The sequence below is a fragment of the Streptomyces sp. NPDC002785 genome (assembly GCF_040295565.1).
In the GTDB taxonomy this organism is placed as follows: domain Bacteria; phylum Actinomycetota; class Actinomycetes; order Streptomycetales; family Streptomycetaceae; genus Streptomyces.
The window spans coordinates 1-19,080 of record NZ_JBEOVN010000146.1 but is presented as its reverse complement, the minus strand read 5'-3'; the positions used below and the strand labels follow the sequence as shown (position 1 = coordinate 19,080).

The following is a 19,080-nucleotide window of genomic DNA, read 5'->3' as shown; positions in this document are numbered from 1 at the left end:
AGCGGGGCTATAGCTCAGTTGGTAGAGCGCCTGCATGGCATGCAGGAGGTCAGGAGTTCAATTCTCCTTAGCTCCACAATCAAGATCCCGTCCCCACCAGGGGGCGGGATCTTCGCGTTCCTCCGGATTGTCTGGCCCTCGGTTCCTTCTGGTCGCCCGATCGCCCTGACTGTGCGTCCGGTCAGGCTTCCCGGTGTCGCCGCAGCGCTGCCACCTGCCGCGCCTCTCCTCGTCGGCCGGGGTGTAGGCCACGATCCGGCACTCCGGCAGCCCATTGACGGAGAGTGACACCGAGGTCATCCGTGATGCCACCATTGGCAAACGCCCCGGGAGAGTGCTTGCCCTGGTGCTCGCGGCTCAGTTCATGGCGCTGCTCGACATTTTCATCGTCAACGTCGCCGCCCCGACGATCCGGAGCGAACTCGGTGCCTCCGGAGCCGGGTTGCAGCTCATCGTGGCCGGCTGCACCATCACGTACGCGGTGCTGCTCATCACCGGTGCAAGGCTCGGCGGTCTGCTCGGACACGGCCAGGTGCATCCGGCCGGACTCGCCGTCTTCACGGCCGCCTCGCCGGCCTGCGGATTTGCCGCCGGAACCGGGCTGTGCCGCACGCGGGGCCGATGTTCGCACCGACCGCGCTGGTGTTCGGTGCAATGGGGCCGACCTGGCGCCGGTGGCCCGCGGGGCGCCAAGGGGCTCTGGTTCCGGGCGCGTTCGCCCTGGTGGCTGCCGGCTCCGCGACTGTCGGGCTCTTGATGCGGGACGGCGGGAACGGTGGGCCCCTGGCTGTATGCGGCCTTCGCGATCATGGGCAGTGGCATGGCGCTGGGCTTCAGCCCCACCCTTACGGGGGTGTTGGCGAATGTACGTCCGAAGGATGCGGCTGATGCGGGCAGTGTATTGGTGACCGTCACCCAGATCGGCCAGCTGATCGGCGTCGCGACATTCGGCATGCTCTGTCTCAACCGCCTTGATACGCCAGGGGTGCAGGGGTCGGGCATGCTCTGTGGGTGTGTGCTCTCGCGCTGTCGGTGGCCGCGATCGCAGGCGCGTCGACGGGTCTCGTACGGCGTCGGTGACCGGCCGGATGTCCGGCGGGCTGCCCCCCTTGCGGGGTCATGGCAGAATCGGACCGCCGGAGGGGGCTACGGACCGAACGGGAGGGAGCGCGCGATGCCTGCGAGCCGCCACGAGGTCCCGGACCTGCTCCTTGTCCCCGAACGCCGCGCCCGCGCCGGTCGTCCTGCCGGTGATCCGTTTCATGCGGTCCAAGTGCTCGGCGGGATCGGCGGAGTCTCCTGCGTGTGTACCGCCCGCGGTCAAAGCCGGAGCTGACTCATGGGTGCACACAGGCGGAAGTGCGACTGGTGCGGCAGCGGTACGCCCATCGTCAGGGACATGGACCCGATCAATCCCGAGTACCAGTACTGGTGCGAGGAGTGTGCGCGGGCGCTGATCATAAAGGGCGACCCGATCGAGACCTATCGGGAGCTGGAGGGGGAACCGATCTACGGGCGGCTGCTGGAGGACCACTGCACGCTCAAGCGCTTCTACTCCTTCGCCACTGCGTGAACCCCCTCGCCGTCACGTGACCCAGGTGCCGCAAAATCGGTCAAAGCGATGCAGACGGGAAACGATTTGGTGGAGTGGCAGGGACACCGGTAATGTTCTCGATGTCGCCACGGGGAACCGGGCGGCGCACAGCACGGGGCTATAGCTCAGTTGGTAGAGCGCCTGCATGGCATGCAGGAGGTCAGGAGTTCAATTCTCCTTAGCTCCACAGTGAAGAAATGAGAAGCGGGTCATCCTCACAGGGTGACCCGCTTCTCTTGTACATGCGTCAATTGCGGCCGCTGCCAAGAACCTTCCGGCCGGTGATCGGCGGCAGCGCGCGGCGTTCCGCCGCCTCCTGCTCGATGCGGAGTGCCAGTGCTGGACACCCGCGCACTGCGCGCTGTGCGCGGCCCCTCAGATGCATCGGAACCGCTGCGTCCGCGAGCGCCGGGTAACCATCGGGGCCCAGCCTGATCAACTCGGGGACGCTGTCCGCGCAGAGCCCGTGGCCCTGGCAGAGCGTCCAGTCCACCGCCCGCCGCCCGGAATGGACTCCTCCAGGCCCTGCCGGCCGGGCGCGGGAAGGGGCAGGACCCCAAGCGTCTCGCGGCCGCAGCCGCCGTCCATGTGCCGCCAGGTCGTCCGTGAAGGCGGACATCGTCGAGGTCAGAAAGCGCGCGGAGCCGTCCGGATGCCTGCACGCGCCCCGGCCCTTCACCGCCCGGGTCACCTCGCGTAGCGCCTCCAGGGCCGCGGGCCCGCCGCCGTTCAGCACGCCGGAGCCCGCCCGCCGCAGCCGGCAGCCCCAGCTTGCAAGGACCGCACTGGCCCGCGGTCTCGGCGGCGAGCCGGTGCGCCACCCGCAGGGACTCACCGAGCGGGCAGCTCTCGGGCCCGATCGGCAGGATCGTTCCCGCTCCCAGCGCGCCGTCGGTCGCGGTCAGGGACTCCCGGGAGACCACGGCGTCGTGCGAGGCCATCGCATCGATCCAGTTGCCGTGGTAGCCGCCGGTCAGTACGCCCTCCGGCAACGGCGGCGCACCGGCCGGCTGGAGCACGTACCGCAGCGGAACATCCGTGGGCACCTCGACGACCACCGGGCGCGAGACGGCTCCGGAGAGGGGGAGCAGCACGGTGCCGGGTTCGCCGGGCAGGCCGGTGTGCGCCCGTAGCGGCGGGCGCCGATCCGGGCGGCGACGGCGAGCTGTGCGTACGTCTCCGCGTTCGACAGCAGAGTCGGGTCGCCCGAGACGCCCGACTCGGCGGCGCGCTCACGGCGGCCGGGCGGCAGGGCGGGGCCGCCGCCCGCCGCCCGGATGACTGCCGAGGCCTCGCCGGAGACTATCCGTTCGGGGGTGCGCACCACTCGGGCACGCAACCGATGGCCACGCTGGCCGGACAGACCCCGCTTGGCCAGGGCGGCGCGCACGGAGATCTCCGTGGAGTTACGGGTGACGGCGCACGGCGGCGGTCAGTCCGCCCTGCATCGGGCGGCTCATGCCCGGGCTCATGGTGGGGGATCAGCGGATCTTGCGATGAGGGTTCATGGGGGGCGGCTCCGAATAGTTCGGCAAAGCGGTCCCGTTGCGGCATGCTGAGTCGTTTCCATACCGGCCAGTACGGACTTTGATCGCTTGCCCCGGTACAGGGCGGTACGCGGATTAAATTCCGCTTCCCGGAAGTTCCGCCGTGCGGTCGCTCCCACCGCCGCGTCCACGGACCGGCCATGCCCGGACCGGCTCCGGGCCCGTGCGGTACCCTGACGCCATGCGTGCCGTACGCCTTCTGCTTAGCGAGCCGCGCTGATCAGTCCCGACCGGTGAGAATGCCTGGTCGGAATCGGCGCGGCGTCCCCTCCTGTGCGAGGGGATTTTTCGTTTCCGTAGACGCGTGTCCGTAGACGTGGGCGCCGGCAGATGACGATCGATGGAGCTTTGAGGATCATGAGCGAGACGAATTCCGCAGCCGAGACGGCTGCGCCGCACCGCTACACGGCGGCGATGGCCGCCGACATCGAGGCACGCTGGCAGGACTTCTGGGACGCCGAGGGCACGTACGAGGCGCCGAATCCGACCGGTGACCTGGCGGGCAGTCCGGAACTGGCCGCCAAGCCGAAGAAGTTCATCATGGACATGTTCCCGTACCCCTCGGGCGCGGGACTGCACGTCGGTCACCCGCTGGGCTACATCGCCACCGATGTCTTCGCCCGCCACCAGCGGATGACCGGGCACAACGTGCTGCACACCCTGGGATTCGACGCCTTCGGCCTGCCCGCGGAGCAGTACGCCGTGCAGACCGGCACGCATCCGCGGGTCTCCACCGAGGCCAACATCGAGAACATGACCGCCCAGCTGCGCCGGCTGGGCCTGGGCCACGACAAGCGCCGCTCGTTCGCCACGATCGAGTCGGAGTACTACAAGTGGACGCAGTGGATCTTCCTGCAGATCTTCAACTCCTGGTACGACACCGAGGCCGACCGGGCCCGCCCCGTCGCCGAGCTGGTCGCACAGTTCGAGAGCGGTTCGCGTCCGACTCCGGACGGCCGTGACTGGAGCGCGCTGAGCGCTGCCGAGCGCGCGGACGTCCTGGGCGAGTACCGCCTGGCGTACGCCTCCGACGCGCCGGTCAACTGGTCGCCGGGCCTGGGCACCGTACTGGCCAATGAAGAGGTGACGGCCGACGGCCGCTCCGAGCGCGGCAACTTCCCCGTCTTCAAGGCCAAGCTGCGCCAGTGGAACATGCGCATCACCGCCTACGCCGACCGGCTGCTGAACGACCTGGACGGGCTGGACTGGCCCGAGGCCATCAAGCTGCAGCAACGCAACTGGATCGGGCGTTCCGAAGGCGCACGCGTCGACTTCCCGGTCGACGGTGCGGGCGACATCACCGTCTTCACCACCCGCCAGGACACCCTGTTCGGTGCCACCTACATGGTGCTGGCGCCCGAGCACGAGCTGGTCGAGCGGATCATTCCGGCGGCCTGGCCCGAGGGCACCCACCCGGTGTGGACCGGCGGGCACGCGTCCCCCGCCGAGGCCGTCACCGCGTACCGCAAGCTGGCCGCCGCCAAGTCCGACGTGGAGCGGCAGGCCGAGGCCAAGGACAAGACCGGTGTGTTCACCGGTGCATACGCGACCAACCCGGTAAGCGGCGAGAAGGTGCCCGTCTTCATCGCCGACTACGTTCTGATGGGTTACGGCACCGGCGCGATCATGGCCGTACCAGCGCACGATGCGCGCGACTTCGCCTTCGCGCGCGCCTTCGAGCTGCCGATGCGCTGTGTCGTCGAGCCCTCGGACGATCGCGGCACGGACCCCTCGACGTGGGACGACGCCTTCGCCTCGTACGAAGCGAAGCTGGTCAACTCCGCCAATGACGAGATCTCGCTGGACGGTCTGGGCGTCGTCGACGCCAAGGCAAAGATCACCGAGTGGCTGAAGGCGCACGGCGTCGGTGAGGGCACCGTCAACTTCCGGCTGCGCGACTGGCTGTTCAGCCGCCAGCGCTACTGGGGCGAGCCGTTCCCGATCGTCTACGACGAGGACGGAATCGCCCACCCGCTGCCCGAGTCGATGCTGCCACTGGAACTGCCGGAGGTCGACGACTACTCGCCGCGCACCTTCGACCCCGAGGACGCCGACACCCAGCCCGAGACCCCGCTGTCCCGGAACGCCGACTGGGTCAACGTCACCCTGGACCTGGGCGACGGCAACGGCCCGAAGAAGTACCGCCGCGAGACCAACACCATGCCCAACTGGGCGGGCTCCTGCTGGTACGAGCTGCGCTACCTGGACCCGGGCAACGACCGGCAGCTGGTCGATCCGGCGATCGAGCAGTACTGGATGGGTCCGCGCGAGGGGCAGCCGACCGGTGGTGTCGACCTGTACGTCGGCGGCGCCGAGCACGCCGTACTGCACCTGCTGTACGCCCGCTTCTGGTCCAAGGTGCTGCACGACCTGGGACACATCTCGTCCGCCGAGCCGTTCCACAAGCTGTACAACCAGGGCATGATCCAGGCGTTCGTCTACCGGGACAGCCGCGGCATCGCGGTTCCGGCGGCCGAGGTCGAGGAGCGGGACGGAAAGTTCTTCTACCAGGGCGAGAAGGTCAGCCGCGTCCTGGGCAAGATGGGCAAGTCCCTGAAGAACGCCGTCACGCCGGACGAGATCTGCGCCGAGTACGGAGCGGACACGCTGCGCCTGTACGAGATGGCGATGGGCCCCCTGGACGTGTCGCGGCCGTGGGACACGCGTGCCGTCGTCGGTCAGTACCGGCTGCTGCAGCGGCTGTGGCGCAACGTCGTGGACGAGGAGACCGGTGAGGTCACCGTCGTCGACACGGAGCCGGGCGAGGAGACGCTGCGGGCGCTGCACAAGGCGATCGACGGGGTCGGCCAGGACATGGCCGGGATGCGCTTCAACACGGCCATCGCCAAGGTCACCGAGCTGAACAACCACCTGACCAAGGCGGGCGGCCCGCTGTCCCGGAGTGTCGCCGAGTCGCTGGTGCTGCTGGTGGCGCCGCTGGCGCCGCACATCGCCGAGGAGCTGTGGCGCCGGCTGGGCCACACCGAGTCGGTCGTGCATCAGGACTTCCCGGTCGCCGACCCGGCGTACGTCGTGGACGAGACCGTGACCTGCGTCGTGCAGGTCAAGGGCAAGGTCAAGGCGCGTCTGGAGATCTCCCCGTCGATCGCGGACGAGGAGCTGGAAGCGCTGGCCCTGGCCGACCCGGCCGTGGTCGCGGCGCTGGACGGTGCGGGGATCCGCAAGGTGATCGTGCGCGCGCCGAAGCTGGTCAATATCGTCCCGGCATGACGCCGCTGATCGTCCCGCGCGAGGGTGCTCATCGTCCCCGCGTGGCGGTCGTCGCGTAATCGCTGGTTGCTGTACGGCGGTGTGGGGGCGTTCCCCTACGGGCAGGTTGGGGGTTCCGAAGGAACCCTCGGTCTGCCCTTTCCGTTTACGGTGGAGGGGGGCCGGCAGCCGGCAGCCCAAACGACATCCGAGGGGCGCTCATGGAAGCCGTGATCCTGATTCTGGGGTTGCTCTTTTTCGCCTTCGTGGCCCTGGGCGTGTACGCGAGCGTCAAGGCCATCGGCGTGGCGAAGCGGGGTGTGGACCGTACGATCACCCAGGCGCGCCGCACCGTTGAGGACACCACGCTGCGGGCGAAGAGCTATGGCCAGGTGGGCGTGGGCGGAGAGCTGGCACAGCTGCGGCTCGCGCTGCGCACATCCATGCGGGCCACGCAGGAGGCGTTGCAGTCGGGAGCCGCCGAGGACGCCTCGCTCTCGGAGTCACTGGGCCTCTTCCAGCGGCTGAGTGTGCACGGGCGTGAGCTGGACGACGAGCTCAAGAGACTGGAACGCGAGCCCGACCGGGCGACGGTCGCCTCGCTGTTGCCGGGACTGAAGCAGCGTACGGAGCGGATCACGCACGCTGCGGACTCGCTGAGATGGGCCGCACGGGACCGGGCGCGGCACTTCAACGACGACGATCTGGACGCGCTGAATGCGCAGATCGATGTGGAGGCCGGGGCGCTGAGGCACTGGACGGTGGAGCCGGACGAGCCGGTCCGCGGGCAGGGGAAGCCTCAGGGCGGCGGGCGCGACCAGGGGCAGGGGCAAGGGCAGGGGAGTCGGCAGGGGCGTGGGCCGGCCGATGATGTGGCGCAGGCGATCACAGCTCCGGACCCGCGACTACAGACCGAATACCCGTGGCAGAAGACAGCTCGGCCCGAAACGACGAACTGAGGCGTTCGATGACCGGCGGTGACCCGCGTTCGGTGACCGGAGCGGTGACCCGCGCTCGATGACCGGCGGTGACAGGATGCGGTCCGAAGCGATCGGGAGCGATCATTCGGCCGGGGTCGGACTGCCGAGCCGCAGGCTTGCCAGGTAACCTCCCGCTCATGTCCCGCCATGTCGCGATCGTCACCGATTCCACGGCCTACCTGCCGCTCGAGGCGATGGAGCGGCACGGCATCACCGCGGTGCCGCTGACCGTCGTCCTCGGTGATCAGGCTCTGGAGGACGGCACCGAGATCTCGGCCCGTTCCCTTGCGGTGGCGCTCCAGAAGCGACGCCCCGTGACGACTTCCCGGCCCAGCCCGGAGGTCTTCGCCGCCGAGTACCGGGCGGCGGCCGAGGCCGGATCCACCGGCATCGTCTCGCTGCACCTCTCGGCCGAGATCTCGGGCACGTACGACGCCGCTCTGCTCGCCGCGAAGGACGCACAGGTTCCGGTACGGGTGGTGGACACCGGGATGGTCGCCATGGCCCTCGGATTCTGCGCCCTGGCGGCGGCGGAGACGGCAGAGGCGGGCGGAAGCCTGGACGAGGCCGTCGCAGCCGCGGAGAAGCGGGCAGCGGGCACCTCTGCCTACTTCTACGTCGACACGCTGGACTATCTGCGCCGCGGCGGTCGTATCGGTGCCACGCAGGCTCTGCTGGGATCGGCGCTCGCCGTGAAGCCGCTGCTCCAGCTGGACGGCGGCCGTATCGAACTGCTGGAGAAGGTACGGACGGCCTCGAAGGCGATCGCGCGTCTGGAGGAGATCGTCGCCGAAAGGGCGGGCAGCAGCCGGGTGGACATCGCCGTGCATCACCTGGCGGCACCCGAGCGGGCCGAGCGGCTCGCCGAGCGGCTGCGTGAGCGGGTGCCGGGTCTGATCGATCTGCATGTCAGCGAGGTGGGCGCGGTGATCGGTGCGCACACCGGACCCGGTCTGCTCGGGGCAGTGGTTTCGCCGCGCTGAAGCCGGTTCGCCGACATCACCCCTCGGGGTGGTCGAGTTGTCCACAACTGGTCGGTCGTCCACAGAAATTGGGCCTGTTCAGCGGGTTCGGACGGATGTGCCTACCGTCGTGAGGCATGGCTCCCCGATCACATCGTGCAACCAGCGGAAGCGGCCCCGGCCGCGCCCCGGCCTCGGACGGGCGCACCCGTAGCGGTCCCGGCCTCGGACCGGGATGGCGACGGCCGTCGCGTGGGCGTGCAGACGTCGTAGCGGCGGCTTCGCGCCGTCGGGCGGACGCCCTCATGGAAGGTGCGTACGGCGGGCGGGTCGCGCGGCCTGTCCTGGGGGTGGCTTCGGCTTCCGCTCCCGTCTCGGCCCCAAGCCCGCCCTCTACGCCGAGTCCCGCTCCGGCTGCGGCTCCTGCGCCGGCCCCGAGCCCAGCCCCGCCCCCTGCGCCGGTGTCGGCGCCGGGGGCGGGGATGCCGGGGCGGTGGGAGAGGCTGGTTCCGGCACTGCGGGAGAGGATTCCGGTGTGGCTGCAGCTCAGATGTGGTTTGGAGTCAAAGTCTCTCGCCGCACTGGCCGTTGTCCTGATCACGGCGGCGGCCTTCGCCGCAGTGCATTTCTGGTCCGCGCGCCCCCACTCCGTACGCGCTCCTGATCCGGTCGAGGAGGCTGCGCATGCCCGGACATCGGCGCCGGCGCCGGATGGCGCCGGAGTGCCGGAGCCGTCACCGGGGCCGCCGACCACAACGGGGCCGGGCGGGCACATCGTCGTCGATGTGAGCGGGAAGGTGCGAAGGCCAGGGATCCATCAACTGCCTTCCGGCGCAAGGGTTGCCGATGCGCTGCGTGCGGCGGGCGGGGCTCGGCCAGGTGTCGACCTCGCCGGGCTCAACAGGGCGCGGGTGCTCATGGACGGGGAGCAGATCGTGGTGGGCGCCCCGCCCGGCCTTCCTGCCACCAGCGGTACGGGAGGAGACGCTGCGGGCGGCAGCGGCAGCCCCACGACCGGACCGGTCAGTCTCAACCGCGCGACCGTGGAACAACTCGACACATTGCCCGGTGTCGGCCCGGTTCTCGCCCAGCACATCATCGACTACCGCACACAGCACGGCGGTTTCCGTTCCGTCGATGAGCTCCGCGAGGTCAACGGGATCGGTGACCGCCGGTTCGCCGACCTTCAACCGCTGGTGGGGCCATGAACCCCCCGGACGTCCATGCGGCGTCGGGCCGGCGGCTGGGTGCCTCCGACCCGCGGCAGGAGGGCCCGGTCGACCTCCGGCTGGTCCCGCCGGCCATGGCGGCCTGGGCCGGAGCGGCGTTCGCGCTGAGTGCGCCGGGGCGGTGGACGACGGCGGGCGTGATGCTCTGCATCGGCGCAGCCATGCTGCTTCTGGCGATGTCGGGAGTATCGGCGACCCGTGCGATGCGCCGGCTGTCGGCCGACGCCGGGAGAGGGGCGGCAGACGACGAGAGCGCGGTACGCAACCGGCGGCGGCCGCACACCACCGCGACCGCCACCGCTGCGGCACTGCTCTGCGCGGCGGCCGGGGCCGCGTCGGCCGGGTTGCACGGCGCGGACGTACGGCAGGGGCCGATCCATGGGCTTGCCCAGCGATTCGCGAGGGTCGAGGCGGAGGTGACGGTGACGTCCGACGCCCGGCAGACCCGGCCCCGGGTGCGAGGCGACCACAGCACGCCCGCCTCGCTCCTCATGGACGCCGAGATCACGCGGCTGACCGGGCCCGACGGTGCGGTCACCCGGCTGCGTACGCCGGTGCTGCTGATCGTCTCGCCCGGCGGACCGATGGCTCGGTGGCAGCAGCTGCTCCCTTCCACGCAACTGCACATCGGCGGCCGACTGGCACCACCGCTGCGCGAAGGGGAGCGCAATGCCGCCGTACTGCGGCCCGAGGGCAAAGGCCCGCCCCGCATCACCGGGCCACCCTCCGTTCTCCAGCGCACGGCGGGTGCTCTGCGTGGCGGTCTGCGGCAGGCGACCGAGCGGCTGGATCCCGATGCGCGGGCGCTTCTGCCGGGCCTGGTGGTCGGCGACACCTCACGGGTCACGCCCGAACTGCACGATGCCTTCCAGGCGGTCGACCTCACCCACCTGATGGCGGTCTCCGGTGCCAACCTGGCGATTCTGCTCGCCCTTCTGATCGGACCGCCGGGCACAGCGTCGCGCGTCGAACGCCGTGGTCTGGCGCCCCGATTGGGGATCTCGCTCAGAATGACGGCGTTGCTCGGCGGTGGGCTCACCCTCGCCTTTGTCATCGTCTGCCGACCCGAGCCGAGTGTGCTGCGGTCCGCGGCCTGCGGACTGATCACCCTGCTCGCCATCGGCACGGGGCGCCGCAGATCACTGATTCCCGCGCTGGCCGCCGCGGTTCTGCTGCTGGTGCTGTACGACCCGTGGATGGCGCGCAGTTACGGCTTCGTTCTCTCCGTCCTGGCCACCGGCGCCCTGCTCACCATCGCCCCGAAGTGGAGCGACGCGCTGCAGCGGCGCCGGGTTCCGCCCCGGCTCGCCGAGGCACTGGCTGCGGCTGCCGCGGCGCAGGCGGTGTGCGCGCCGGTCGTCGTGCTGCTCGCTTCCCGGGTCAGCCTGGTCGCGATCCCGTGCAATCTGCTGGCCGAGTTCGCGGTGGCGCCGGCCACGGTCCTCGGGTTCGCCGCGCTCGTCCTGGCGTCGGTGGCCATGCCGGTGGCCGAGCTGCTCGCCCGGATCGCGGGTTGGCCGACCGGGTGGATCGCCTCGGTGGCCCGCACCGGGGCGGCCCTGCCCGGGGCGGAGATCGACTGGCCCGACGGCGGGAAGGGCGCGCTGCTGCTCACTGCGCTGACGGCTCTGGTGGTGCTGCTCGCCCGTCGCATCGTGCGTCACCCCTGGGTCTGTTCGGCCGCCGCGCTGCTGCTGATCCTTGCGGTGCTGCGCCCGGTGCCGCTCACCCGGGTGCTGACCGGATGGCCGCCGCCGGACTGGGCGTTCGCGATGTGCGACGTGGGGCAGGGGGACGCCCTGGTGCTGGCGGCGGGGGACGGCACGGGTGTGGTCGTCGACACCGGTCCCGATCCCCGGCTCGCCGACCGGTGCCTGCGCGACCTCGGCATCACCGAGGTGCCGCTCCTGATCCTTACGCACTTCCACGCGGATCACGTGCGGGGCTTGCCCGGTGTGCTGCGGGGCAGAGCGGTGGGGGCGATCCAGACGACGAGCCTGGACGAACCGCCGGACCAGGCCGCGTTCGTACGGAGAACGGCCGCCGCGTCGGGCATCCCCCTGGTGCGGGCCGTCCCCGGTGAACGTCGCCGGATCGGGCCGCTCGACTGGCGGGTCCTCTGGCCGGCAGGCGGCACGGGGGCGGGCGGTGTATCGGCGGTCCCAGGGACCGGGCCCGTACCGCAGGAGCCGAATGACGCCAGCGTCACCCTGTACGTCCGGACCGGCGGGCCGACCCTGTTGCTCCTGGGCGACCTTGAACCTCCGGCCCAGCAGGGGCTGTTGCACAGGTACCCTGCGTTGCCACGGGTGGACGTTCTCAAGGTCGCCCATCACGGCTCCGCCCACCAGGACCCCGCTCTGCTGCGCAGCGCGCACCCGAGACTCGCCCTGGTGAGCGTGGGCAGGGACAACCCGTACGGTCACCCGGCTGCGCGCACCGTCGACACGCTCAGAGCCGACGGCGCGGTGGTGCTGCGTACGGACACCGACGGCGCGATCGCCGTGACGGGCGCCGGGCCGGGGCTGCGGGCGGTGGGCCGGTCATGAGCACCCTCGCGTCGACGGAGGCCCGTGCCACCGCGCAGCCGTACAGCCGTCGCTCCTCAGTCCAGCCAGGCACCGTCGGCCATCAGCTCCCGCCCGGCCAGCTCGTTCTCCTCCCGCCATGCCTTGACCGCGTACGGAGTGAAGCGGAGGTACACCCACCTGGCGCGGCCTCGCAGGTCCCAGTTCAGTTTCGTCGCGAAGGCGTCGCCCGATTCCCCGGAAAGATCCGCACCCTCGACGACCTCGGCGGTCGCATCGATGAGCACCACATCACGGGTGTGGCCGAGACTGATCCGGGCCTGCCCGGCCGGCGTCACATTGACCGCGGTGGGGTTGGTGCGGCGGGTGGCCATCAGGAGGGTTCCGGCGTCCCACACGAACGACAGCGGCACCAGACTCGGCTGCCCGTCGGCCGACGCGGTCGCCACCCAGGCGTCGTTGTCCTTCTCCAAGCGGTCGAGTACATCCTGCTTGCGTTGCTCTCGGCTGCGCGCCGGTTCAGGATTCGTCATGTTCCGCACGCTAGTGCTGTTCGACCGGGAAGGTTCACCGGTTGGGTGGTCGCGTTGACGGGGGCGGGCGAAAGGCATCCGCTGGGGCGGGCGCCCTGCCGTTGCCGCGTGATCGATCAGTCAGGCACGGCCGGGCCGGTCAGGGGGCGATCTCCTTCGGGCCATAGTGGGCAACGGACTCCCCGGTGATCAGAGCCCAGTAGCGGTCACCGAAGGACCAATGCCACCATTCGGTGGGGTAGTTCACCAGGCCCGCAGCAGTGAGAACAGAACTCAGCAGCTTGCGGTTGGCTCGGGCCTCCTCGCTGATGTTGACAGCGTGGGTGTAACAAGCACCTTCGCTTTCCTCCGGGTCTGCGTTCATCCGCGTGCCCAGGTCCAGCTCAAGGCCACCAGCGTCGGCCAGAGTGAGGTCGACGGCCGCGCCGGCGCTGTGCGGAGCGATGTCGGGCGGTGACACATACCGGCTCGTGGCCGAGTGGATTCGCACATCGGACCACTCGGAATGACTGGCTCGCAGCCGGCCCGCGTACTCCCCGAAGTACTCACGTTGCAGTGAGGGCGGTCGGTATCCCTCGACGAACAGCAGCCGCAGGCCCTGCGGGAGCATCGCCTGGGCTTTGATCAGCCGCTCCAGCACACCTTCCCGCAGGTACGCGAAGGCATCTGCAGGGTCCTGCTCACGCACATCGACTAACAACGAGCTGCCGTGGCGGACGTCCACGAGACGTTCTCCGCACTCCGCAACGGGTATGGCGGCGACCTTCGGGTCCGACATCAAAATGATCTCACTCATGCCACGATCATCTCGCAGGCCTCAACCCGGCGATCCATGCCGGTCAGAGCACTAGTGGGTGCGCGCAACACCGCGTCCCGATCGGCTTGCGTCGGTCCGGGCGACGATGCGGAAGGCCGGCGCTGCTGTGCCGAATCAGTGACGCGCACAAACCGAAGCGACCATATCGGACCTTCGGTAACACCTCCGCCCAAGCCGCTGTGAGCTGCTCTGTTTGCCTCGAACGTCACAATAGTGATCGAATGCATGCTCGTCGGTGGGCCGCTGCTCCGACGACGACGTCCAGCCGCCAGGCCCCAAGGTGAAATCACTTCAAGGGGTAGATAAAGATGTTCGACCGTTGGCTGGGAAGTATGCGAAGCAAGGGAGCGACGGCGGGTGCCGCGCGCGGCAACGCCCTCGCCGGACTTGAGGTGCCGCGCACCGCCGGAGTGCTCAGCTGCCGAGTGCTCGACCCCGTCAACGAGATCGTGCCGCAGGCCGAGTTCGTCGTGACGGACAGCGTGGGCCGCAAGGTCGTCGGTGGTGAGACGGACCCGTACGGCAGCGTCCTCGCCACGGTCCCGGCCGGCGAGTACCGACTGGCCGTCACGGCTGAGGGCTTCACCCCGTTCCACGGCGCGGCCACGGTGGTCGAGGGCGGCCACGCGAGCCTCGGCGATGTGGCCCTGCAACTGTCCGCGCTCCCGCAACTGCCCGACCCGGGCGAGTGGGAGGTCGAGCCGATGCACTCGCAGATCGGTTTCACAGCCCGGCACATCGGCATGGCGCGTATCCACGGCCGGTTCAACACCTTCGCCGGTGCTGTCCGGATCGCCGACCGCATGGAGAACTCGGCCATGCACGTGATCATCGACGCCTCGTCGATCGACACGAACGTCCAGATGCGCGACGACCATCTGCGCTCCAGCGACTTCCTCGATGTGGGCCGCTATCCGACGCTGGAGTTCTACAGCGACCGCTTCGTCCACCGCGGCGGCACCCGCTGGGGCGTGACCGGCGCGCTCACACTGCACGGCGTCAGCCGTACGGTCACACTGGACACCCAGTACCTCGGCCTGGGCAACGGCTTGGAGGGCGAGACCCGTGCCGCCTGCCGGGCCACCACGGAACTGCACCGCGAGGACTTCACCCTCACCTGGCAGACCATGCTGGCCCGCGGCATCGCGGCCGTCGGCTCCAGCATCTCCATCGACATGGACATCCAGATCGTCCCCAAGGGCTGAGCACACAGATCGCCCCCAAGGGCTGAGCACGCAGGTGCTCCGGGGTCCCCTTAGAGCGCTTCGAGCCACCCCTCGTACTCCGCGGCGAACGCATCCAGCGCCGAGGCGTCCAGCCGTCCCGACGGGTCCTCCACGACCACCAGCCACTGGGCGTCCTCGGCGTCGTCCTCGCCGGCCAGTGCATCGCGTACGAGCTGGGGCTCCTCGGTGACCCCGAAACGGTCGGCGAGCTCTCCGGCCACCTCCTCCGCGGCGTCGCGGTCGGGCAGCACCAGTACATGTCTCACGTCACTCACCTGCCCATTCTCCTGTACGGGGCAGGCCGTGGATCCGGTCGGCACCCTCCCGACGAGCGAGGGGTGCCGGGCGCCTATCGGCCGTTCATGTGCATGACGCTCTCGGGATAACGGCTGCCGGCGACCACCGACGGCGGCAGCGCCGCGTCCAGGCGCCGCAGGTCGTCCGAGCCGAGCACGAGTTCTGTCGCGGCGAGATTCTCCTCCAGCGTCGGTCTGCGCTTCATACCAGGGATCGGTGCGATGTCGTCCCCCTTGTGCAGCAGCCAGGTGAGCGATACCTGTGCCGGGGTCGCCCCGCATCCACGGGCGACATCCCGGACCACGTCGGCAGCCTCGGAATTGATCCTGAAGTTGTCGTTCTGGAATCGTGGATCGTGCCTGCGGTAGTCGCTTTCCGGATATTCTTCTGCAGGCTGTCCGGCGGGTTGTCAGTGGTGCGTGGGATGCTGGACGGCGATGGCCACCAGAAAGAATTCCACCGACGATCCGCTCGCCCCCCTCACGCTCGCCGTGGGCCAGGAGGACCTGCTCCTCGACCGCGCCGTGCAGCAGGTGGTGGCCGCGGCCCGTGCCTCCGACCCCGACACGGATGTCCGCGACCTCACCTCCGACCAGCTCCAGCCCGGCACTCTTGCCGAGCTGACGAGCCCGTCGCTCTTCGCTGAGCGCAAGGTGGTGATTGTGCGCAATGCGCAGGATCTCTCCGCCGACACGATCAAGGACGTCAAGGCGTACCTCGGCGATCCGGTCGAGGAGATCACCCTCGTTCTGCTGCATGCGGGCGGCGCCAAGGGCAAGGGGCTGCTGGACGCGGCGCGCAAGGCCGGGGCGCGGGAGGTCGCGTGCCCGAAGACGACCAAGCCGGCCGAGCGGCTCTCGTTCGTACGGTCGGAGTTCCGGGCGCTGGGGCGCTCGGCGACGCCCGAGGCGTGCCAGGCGCTGGTCGACTCCATCGGCAGCGATCTGCGGGAATTGGCGAGTGCGGTCTCGCAGCTCGTCGCGGATGTCGAGGGCACGATCGACGAGGCGGTCGTCGCCCGTTACTACACGGGCCGCGCAGAGGCATCGAGTTTCACGGTCGCCGACCGCGCGGTGGAGGGGCGGGCTGCGGAGGCGCTCGAGGCATTGCGCTGGTCGCTGTCGACCGGAGTGGCGCCCGTGCTGATCACGAGTGCGCTGGCACAGGGCGTACGGGCGATCGGAAAGCTGTCCTCGGCGCGCGGGGGGCGGCCTGCGGACCTCGCCCGTGAGCTGGGCATGCCGCCGTGGAAGATCGACCGGGTGCGCCAGCAGATGCGTGGGTGGACGCCGGACGGGGTGGCCGTGGCGCTGCGGGCAGTCGCGGATGCGGATGCGGGCGTCAAGGGGGGCGGCGACGATCCGGAGTACGCGTTGGAGAAGGCCGTGGTCGCGGTGGCGCGGGCGGCGCGGTCAGGGCGGTAGCCGGGCGGGGTGAGGGTGCCGGGTTTCGTCCGGCGGATCGCCCTGTCCTCGATCACCCCCCTAGCCTCAAGGGCATGGGAGATCCCCTGAACAGGCTGAGCAGGGTACGCCGAAGGCCCCGGGCCTCGCTCTGGGGAGAGCGGGGTCGGGGCCTTCGGGTCACTCTTGGTGCGCCGCACCCGCGTGGCGAACGCAGGTTCGGTGTGCGGCGCGGGGGCCGGGCAGGGGCGGGAGAGAGGGCCCGCTGGTCCGTTCCGGCGGTTACATCAGAAAGCTCAGCCCTGGAGGGAGGCAACCTTGGACGCCAGCGCCGACTTCTTGTTGGCGGCGGCGTTCTTGTGGATGACACCCTTCGAGACGGCCTTGTCGAGCGCGCGGGAGGCGTCGCGAGCGGCCGTGGTGGCCTTCTCGACGTCACCGGCGACGGCAGCCTCACGGGCCTTGCGGATAGCGGTCTTGAGCGAGGACTTGACGGCCTTGTTGCGCAGGCGCGCCTTCTCGTTCGTCTTGTTCCGCTTGATCTGGGACTTGATGTTCGCCACGAAAGAGCCTTTTCAGGTTCGTTGGATCTTCGATGTGCGCCCCACGGCCTGAGAGAGTCGCGAGGCACAGCTGTCAACGGTACCAGTCCCCCTCCGACCGGCCCAAACCGGTCCCCGCCCCGCAACCATGGGACGATGGAGGCTACGTATCGATCCGACCGAACCGACATCGACCCGAGACACGGCGTTCGGCGTCTCAAGAATCAGGACCCTGCGTGCCCGCGACTCCTACCAACGTGCCCGAGCCGAGCCGTACCGACCCGGCGCTGATCCGCAACTTCTGCATCATTGCGCACATCGACCACGGCAAGTCGACCCTTGCCGACCGGATGCTTCAGCTGACGGGCGTGGTCGACCAGCGGCAGATGCGCGCTCAGTACCTCGACCGGATGGACATCGAGCGCGAGCGCGGCATCACCATCAAGTCCCAGGCGGTACGTCTGCCCTGGGCGCCCAACACGGGCGAGGACCAGGGCCGCACCCACGTCCTCAACATGATCGACACCCCGGGCCACGTGGACTTCACCTACGAGGTCTCCCGCTCGCTCGCCGCCTGCGAGGGCACGGTCCTTCTGGTCGACGCCGCGCAGGGCATCGAGGCCCAGACGCTGGCCAACCTCTACCTGGCGATGGAGAACGACCTCACCATCGTCCCGGTGCTCAACAAGATCGACCTGCCGGCCGCGCAGCCCGAGAAGTTCTCCGAGGAGCTGGCCAACCTCATCGGCTGCCAGCCGGAGGACGTGCTCAAGGTCTCCGCGAAGACCGGTGTCGGCGTGGACGCGCTGCTCAACCGGGTGGTCAAGGACGTCCCGGCCCCGATCGGCAAGGCCGACGCCCCCGCCCGCGCGATGATCTTCGACTCGGTCTACGACTCGTACCGTGGCGTCGTCACGTACGTCCGTGTCGTCGACGGCCAGCTCAACAAGCGCGAGCGCATCAGGATGATGTCCACCGGCGCCACCCACGAGCTGCTGGAGATCGGGGTCTCCTCTCCGGAGATGACCCCGGCCGACGGGCTCGGTGTGGGCGAAGTGGGCTACATCATCACCGGTGTGAAGGACGTCCGGCAGTCCAAGGTCGGTGACACCATCACCTCCCTGACCAAGGGCGCGACCGAGGCGCTGGGCGGCTACAAGGACCCCAAGCCGATGGTGTTCTCGGGCCTCTACCCGCTGGACGGCTCGGACTACCCGGACCTGCGCGAGGCGCTCGACAAGCTCCAGCTCAACGACGCCGCCCTGGTGTACGAGCCGGAGACCTCCGCCGCGCTCGGCTTCGGCTTCCGCGTCGGCTTCCTCGGCCTGCTCCACCTCGATGTGATCCGCGAGCGGCTGGAGCGCGAGTTCGGGCTCGAACTCATCGCCACCGCGCCCAACGTGGTCTACCGCGTCGAGATGGAGGACGGCACCGAGCACACCGTCACCAACCCGAGCGAATTCCCCGAGGGCAAGATCGACAAGGTGCACGAGCCCGTCGTGCGTGCCACGGTCCTGGCCCCCAGCGAGTTCATCGGCGCGATCATGGAGCTCTGCCAGAACCGGCGCGGCACCCTGCTCGGCATGGACTATCTCTCCGAGGACCGGGTCGAGATCCGCTACACCCTGCCGCTCGCCGAGATCGTCTTCGACTTCTTCGACCAGCTGAAGTCCAAGACGCGGGGTTACGCCTCTCTCGACTACGAGCCCACCGGCGAGCAGTCCGCACAGCTCGTCAAGGTCGACATCCTGCTGCACGGCGACAAGGTCGACGCGTTCTCGGCGGTCACGCACAAGGACAAGGCGTACGCGTACGGCGTGCGGCTCGTCGCCAAGCTGCGTGAACTGATCCCGCGGCAGAACTTCGAGGTGCCGATCCAGGCCGCCATCGGCTCCCGGGTCATCGCCCGTGAGACCGTCCGCGCCATCCGCAAGGACGTCCTCGCCAAGTGCTACGGCGGTGACATCTCCCGTAAGCGGAAGCTGCTGGAGAAGCAGAAGGAAGGCAAGAAGCGGATGAAGATGGTCGGCAATGTGGAGGTGCCGCAGGATGCCTTCATCGCCGTGCTGTCGACGGACGAGTCGGGCGGGGACGGCAAGGCCAAGAAGTAGCTTCCGCCGCAAGGCCGAGAAGCAACTCCCACCCCGGCTCCGGCCGCCCCTGCCCGGTGGTGGCCCAACGGGCCCCTGTGCCGCAGCGCGCTGCGGCACAG

Annotated in this window: 13 protein-coding genes, 2 tRNA genes and 3 pseudogenes; 12 read left to right on the top strand and 6 right to left on the bottom strand. The window is 69.6% G+C overall.

The window, feature by feature from the left end:
- Positions 1-3: 3 nt before the first annotated feature.
- The 4 genes and pseudogenes from ABTZ94_RS27305 to ABTZ94_RS27285 all read left to right on the top strand — a co-directional run bounded on the left by ABTZ94_RS27305 (position 4) and on the right by ABTZ94_RS27285 (position 1,781).
- Positions 4-76 (top strand) — tRNA-Ala (locus ABTZ94_RS27305).
- A 267-nt stretch (positions 77-343) separates the two neighbouring features.
- Positions 344-1,080: pseudogene (locus ABTZ94_RS37995) on the top strand (MFS transporter).
- Between the two features lie 259 nt (positions 1,081-1,339).
- Positions 1,340-1,573, top strand: coding sequence for a hypothetical protein (locus ABTZ94_RS27290; RefSeq protein WP_351204408.1), 234 nt, complete (start codon positions 1,340-1,342; stop codon positions 1,571-1,573).
- Positions 1,574-1,708: 135 nt separating this feature from the next.
- Positions 1,709-1,781: transfer RNA gene (locus ABTZ94_RS27285), tRNA-Ala, on the top strand.
- Positions 1,782-1,841: 60 nt separating this feature from the next.
- Here the strand turns inward: ABTZ94_RS27285 and ABTZ94_RS27280 are convergent.
- Positions 1,842-3,014: pseudogene (locus ABTZ94_RS27280) on the bottom strand (ferredoxin); the annotation flags it as partial.
- A 484-nt stretch (positions 3,015-3,498) separates the two neighbouring features.
- Between ABTZ94_RS27280 and leuS the strand changes: the two are divergent.
- The 5 genes from leuS (at position 3,499) to ABTZ94_RS27255 (ending at position 12,071) form a co-directional block, all read left to right on the top strand.
- On the top strand, positions 3,499-6,372 hold the full coding sequence (gene leuS, locus ABTZ94_RS27275) for a leucine--tRNA ligase (protein WP_351204406.1): 2,874 nt from the start codon (positions 3,499-3,501) through the stop codon (positions 6,370-6,372).
- A gap of 200 nt (positions 6,373-6,572) precedes the next feature.
- Complete coding sequence (locus ABTZ94_RS27270) at positions 6,573-7,310, top strand: hypothetical protein (protein ID WP_351204404.1); 738 nt, start codon at positions 6,573-6,575, stop codon at positions 7,308-7,310.
- Between the two features lie 158 nt (positions 7,311-7,468).
- Complete coding sequence (locus ABTZ94_RS27265) at positions 7,469-8,314, top strand: DegV family protein (protein WP_351204402.1); 846 nt, start codon at positions 7,469-7,471, stop codon at positions 8,312-8,314.
- A gap of 536 nt (positions 8,315-8,850) precedes the next feature.
- A complete protein-coding gene (locus ABTZ94_RS27260; protein WP_351204400.1) occupies positions 8,851-9,501 on the top strand; it encodes a ComEA family DNA-binding protein in 651 nt (216 codons plus the stop codon).
- Entirely contained in the window at positions 9,498-12,071 is a 2,574-nt protein-coding gene (locus ABTZ94_RS27255) for a ComEC/Rec2 family competence protein (RefSeq protein WP_351204398.1), read from the top strand. Before ABTZ94_RS27260 ends, ABTZ94_RS27255 begins: the two co-directional genes overlap by 4 nt.
- Before the next feature lie 56 nt (positions 12,072-12,127).
- On the opposite strand, the gene ABTZ94_RS27250 is transcribed toward ABTZ94_RS27255, so the two are convergent.
- Positions 12,128-12,583, bottom strand: coding sequence for a pyridoxamine 5'-phosphate oxidase family protein (locus tag ABTZ94_RS27250; protein WP_351204396.1), 456 nt, complete (start codon positions 12,581-12,583; stop codon positions 12,128-12,130).
- Positions 12,584-12,722: 139 nt separating this feature from the next.
- Entirely contained in the window at positions 12,723-13,379 is a 657-nt protein-coding gene (locus ABTZ94_RS27245) for a M15 family metallopeptidase (RefSeq protein ID WP_351204394.1), read from the bottom strand.
- A gap of 329 nt (positions 13,380-13,708) precedes the next feature.
- Here ABTZ94_RS27245 and ABTZ94_RS27240 point away from each other — a divergent pair, with 329 nt between their 5' ends.
- Positions 13,709-14,605 (top strand): YceI family protein, encoded by an 897-nt coding sequence (locus ABTZ94_RS27240; RefSeq protein ID WP_351204392.1) that lies wholly within the window; start codon positions 13,709-13,711, stop codon positions 14,603-14,605.
- Positions 14,606-14,655: 50 nt separating this feature from the next.
- Here the strand turns inward: ABTZ94_RS27240 and ABTZ94_RS27235 are convergent, their stop codons facing one another.
- The gene (locus ABTZ94_RS27235) at positions 14,656-14,901 is read right to left on the bottom strand and encodes a hypothetical protein (RefSeq protein WP_351204390.1); all 246 of its coding nucleotides are present in this window, start codon (positions 14,899-14,901) and stop codon (positions 14,656-14,658) included.
- 74 nt (positions 14,902-14,975) lie between these two features.
- Positions 14,976-15,293 (bottom strand): annotated as a pseudogene (locus ABTZ94_RS27230) (aldo/keto reductase); the annotation flags it as partial.
- A 67-nt stretch (positions 15,294-15,360) separates the two neighbouring features.
- On the opposite strand from ABTZ94_RS27230, the gene holA reads away from it, so the two are divergent.
- A complete protein-coding gene (gene holA, locus ABTZ94_RS27225) occupies positions 15,361-16,347 on the top strand; it encodes a DNA polymerase III subunit delta (protein WP_351204388.1) in 987 nt (328 codons plus the stop codon).
- 275 nt (positions 16,348-16,622) lie between these two features.
- Here holA and rpsT read toward each other — a convergent pair whose 3' ends face one another.
- Positions 16,623-16,889 carry a 30S ribosomal protein S20 gene (gene rpsT, locus ABTZ94_RS27220; protein WP_093897085.1) on the bottom strand — a complete coding sequence of 89 codons (267 nt, stop codon included), beginning with the start codon at positions 16,887-16,889 and terminating at the stop codon, positions 16,623-16,625.
- Positions 16,890-17,104: 215 nt separating this feature from the next.
- Between rpsT and lepA the strand changes: the two genes are divergently transcribed.
- Positions 17,105-18,979: a translation elongation factor 4 gene (gene lepA, locus ABTZ94_RS27215; RefSeq protein WP_351204386.1), complete on the top strand. Its 1,875-nt coding sequence runs from the start codon at positions 17,105-17,107 to the stop codon at positions 18,977-18,979.
- Positions 18,980-19,080: the final 101 nt, after the last annotated feature.

Excerpts from the sequence above, each read along its gene's own strand:
- ABTZ94_RS27265 (WP_351204402.1), top strand. The coding sequence starts at position 7,469 with ATGTCCCGCCATGTCGCGATCGTCACCGATTCCACGGCCTACCTGCCG.
- ABTZ94_RS27240 (WP_351204392.1), top strand. The coding sequence starts at position 13,709 with ATGTTCGACCGTTGGCTGGGAAGTATGCGAAGCAAGGGAGCGACGGCG.
- leuS (WP_351204406.1), top strand. The coding sequence starts at position 3,499 with ATGAGCGAGACGAATTCCGCAGCCGAGACGGCTGCGCCGCACCGCTAC.
- ABTZ94_RS27245 (WP_351204394.1), bottom strand. The coding sequence starts at position 13,379 with ATGAGTGAGATCATTTTGATGTCGGACCCGAAGGTCGCCGCCATACCC.
- ABTZ94_RS27290 (WP_351204408.1), top strand. The coding sequence starts at position 1,340 with ATGGGTGCACACAGGCGGAAGTGCGACTGGTGCGGCAGCGGTACGCCC.
- ABTZ94_RS27250 (WP_351204396.1), bottom strand. The coding sequence starts at position 12,583 with ATGACGAATCCTGAACCGGCGCGCAGCCGAGAGCAACGCAAGCAGGAT.
- ABTZ94_RS27255 (WP_351204398.1), top strand. The coding sequence starts at position 9,498 with ATGAACCCCCCGGACGTCCATGCGGCGTCGGGCCGGCGGCTGGGTGCC.
- holA (WP_351204388.1), top strand. The coding sequence starts at position 15,361 with ATGGCCACCAGAAAGAATTCCACCGACGATCCGCTCGCCCCCCTCACG.
- ABTZ94_RS27270 (WP_351204404.1), top strand. The coding sequence starts at position 6,573 with ATGGAAGCCGTGATCCTGATTCTGGGGTTGCTCTTTTTCGCCTTCGTG.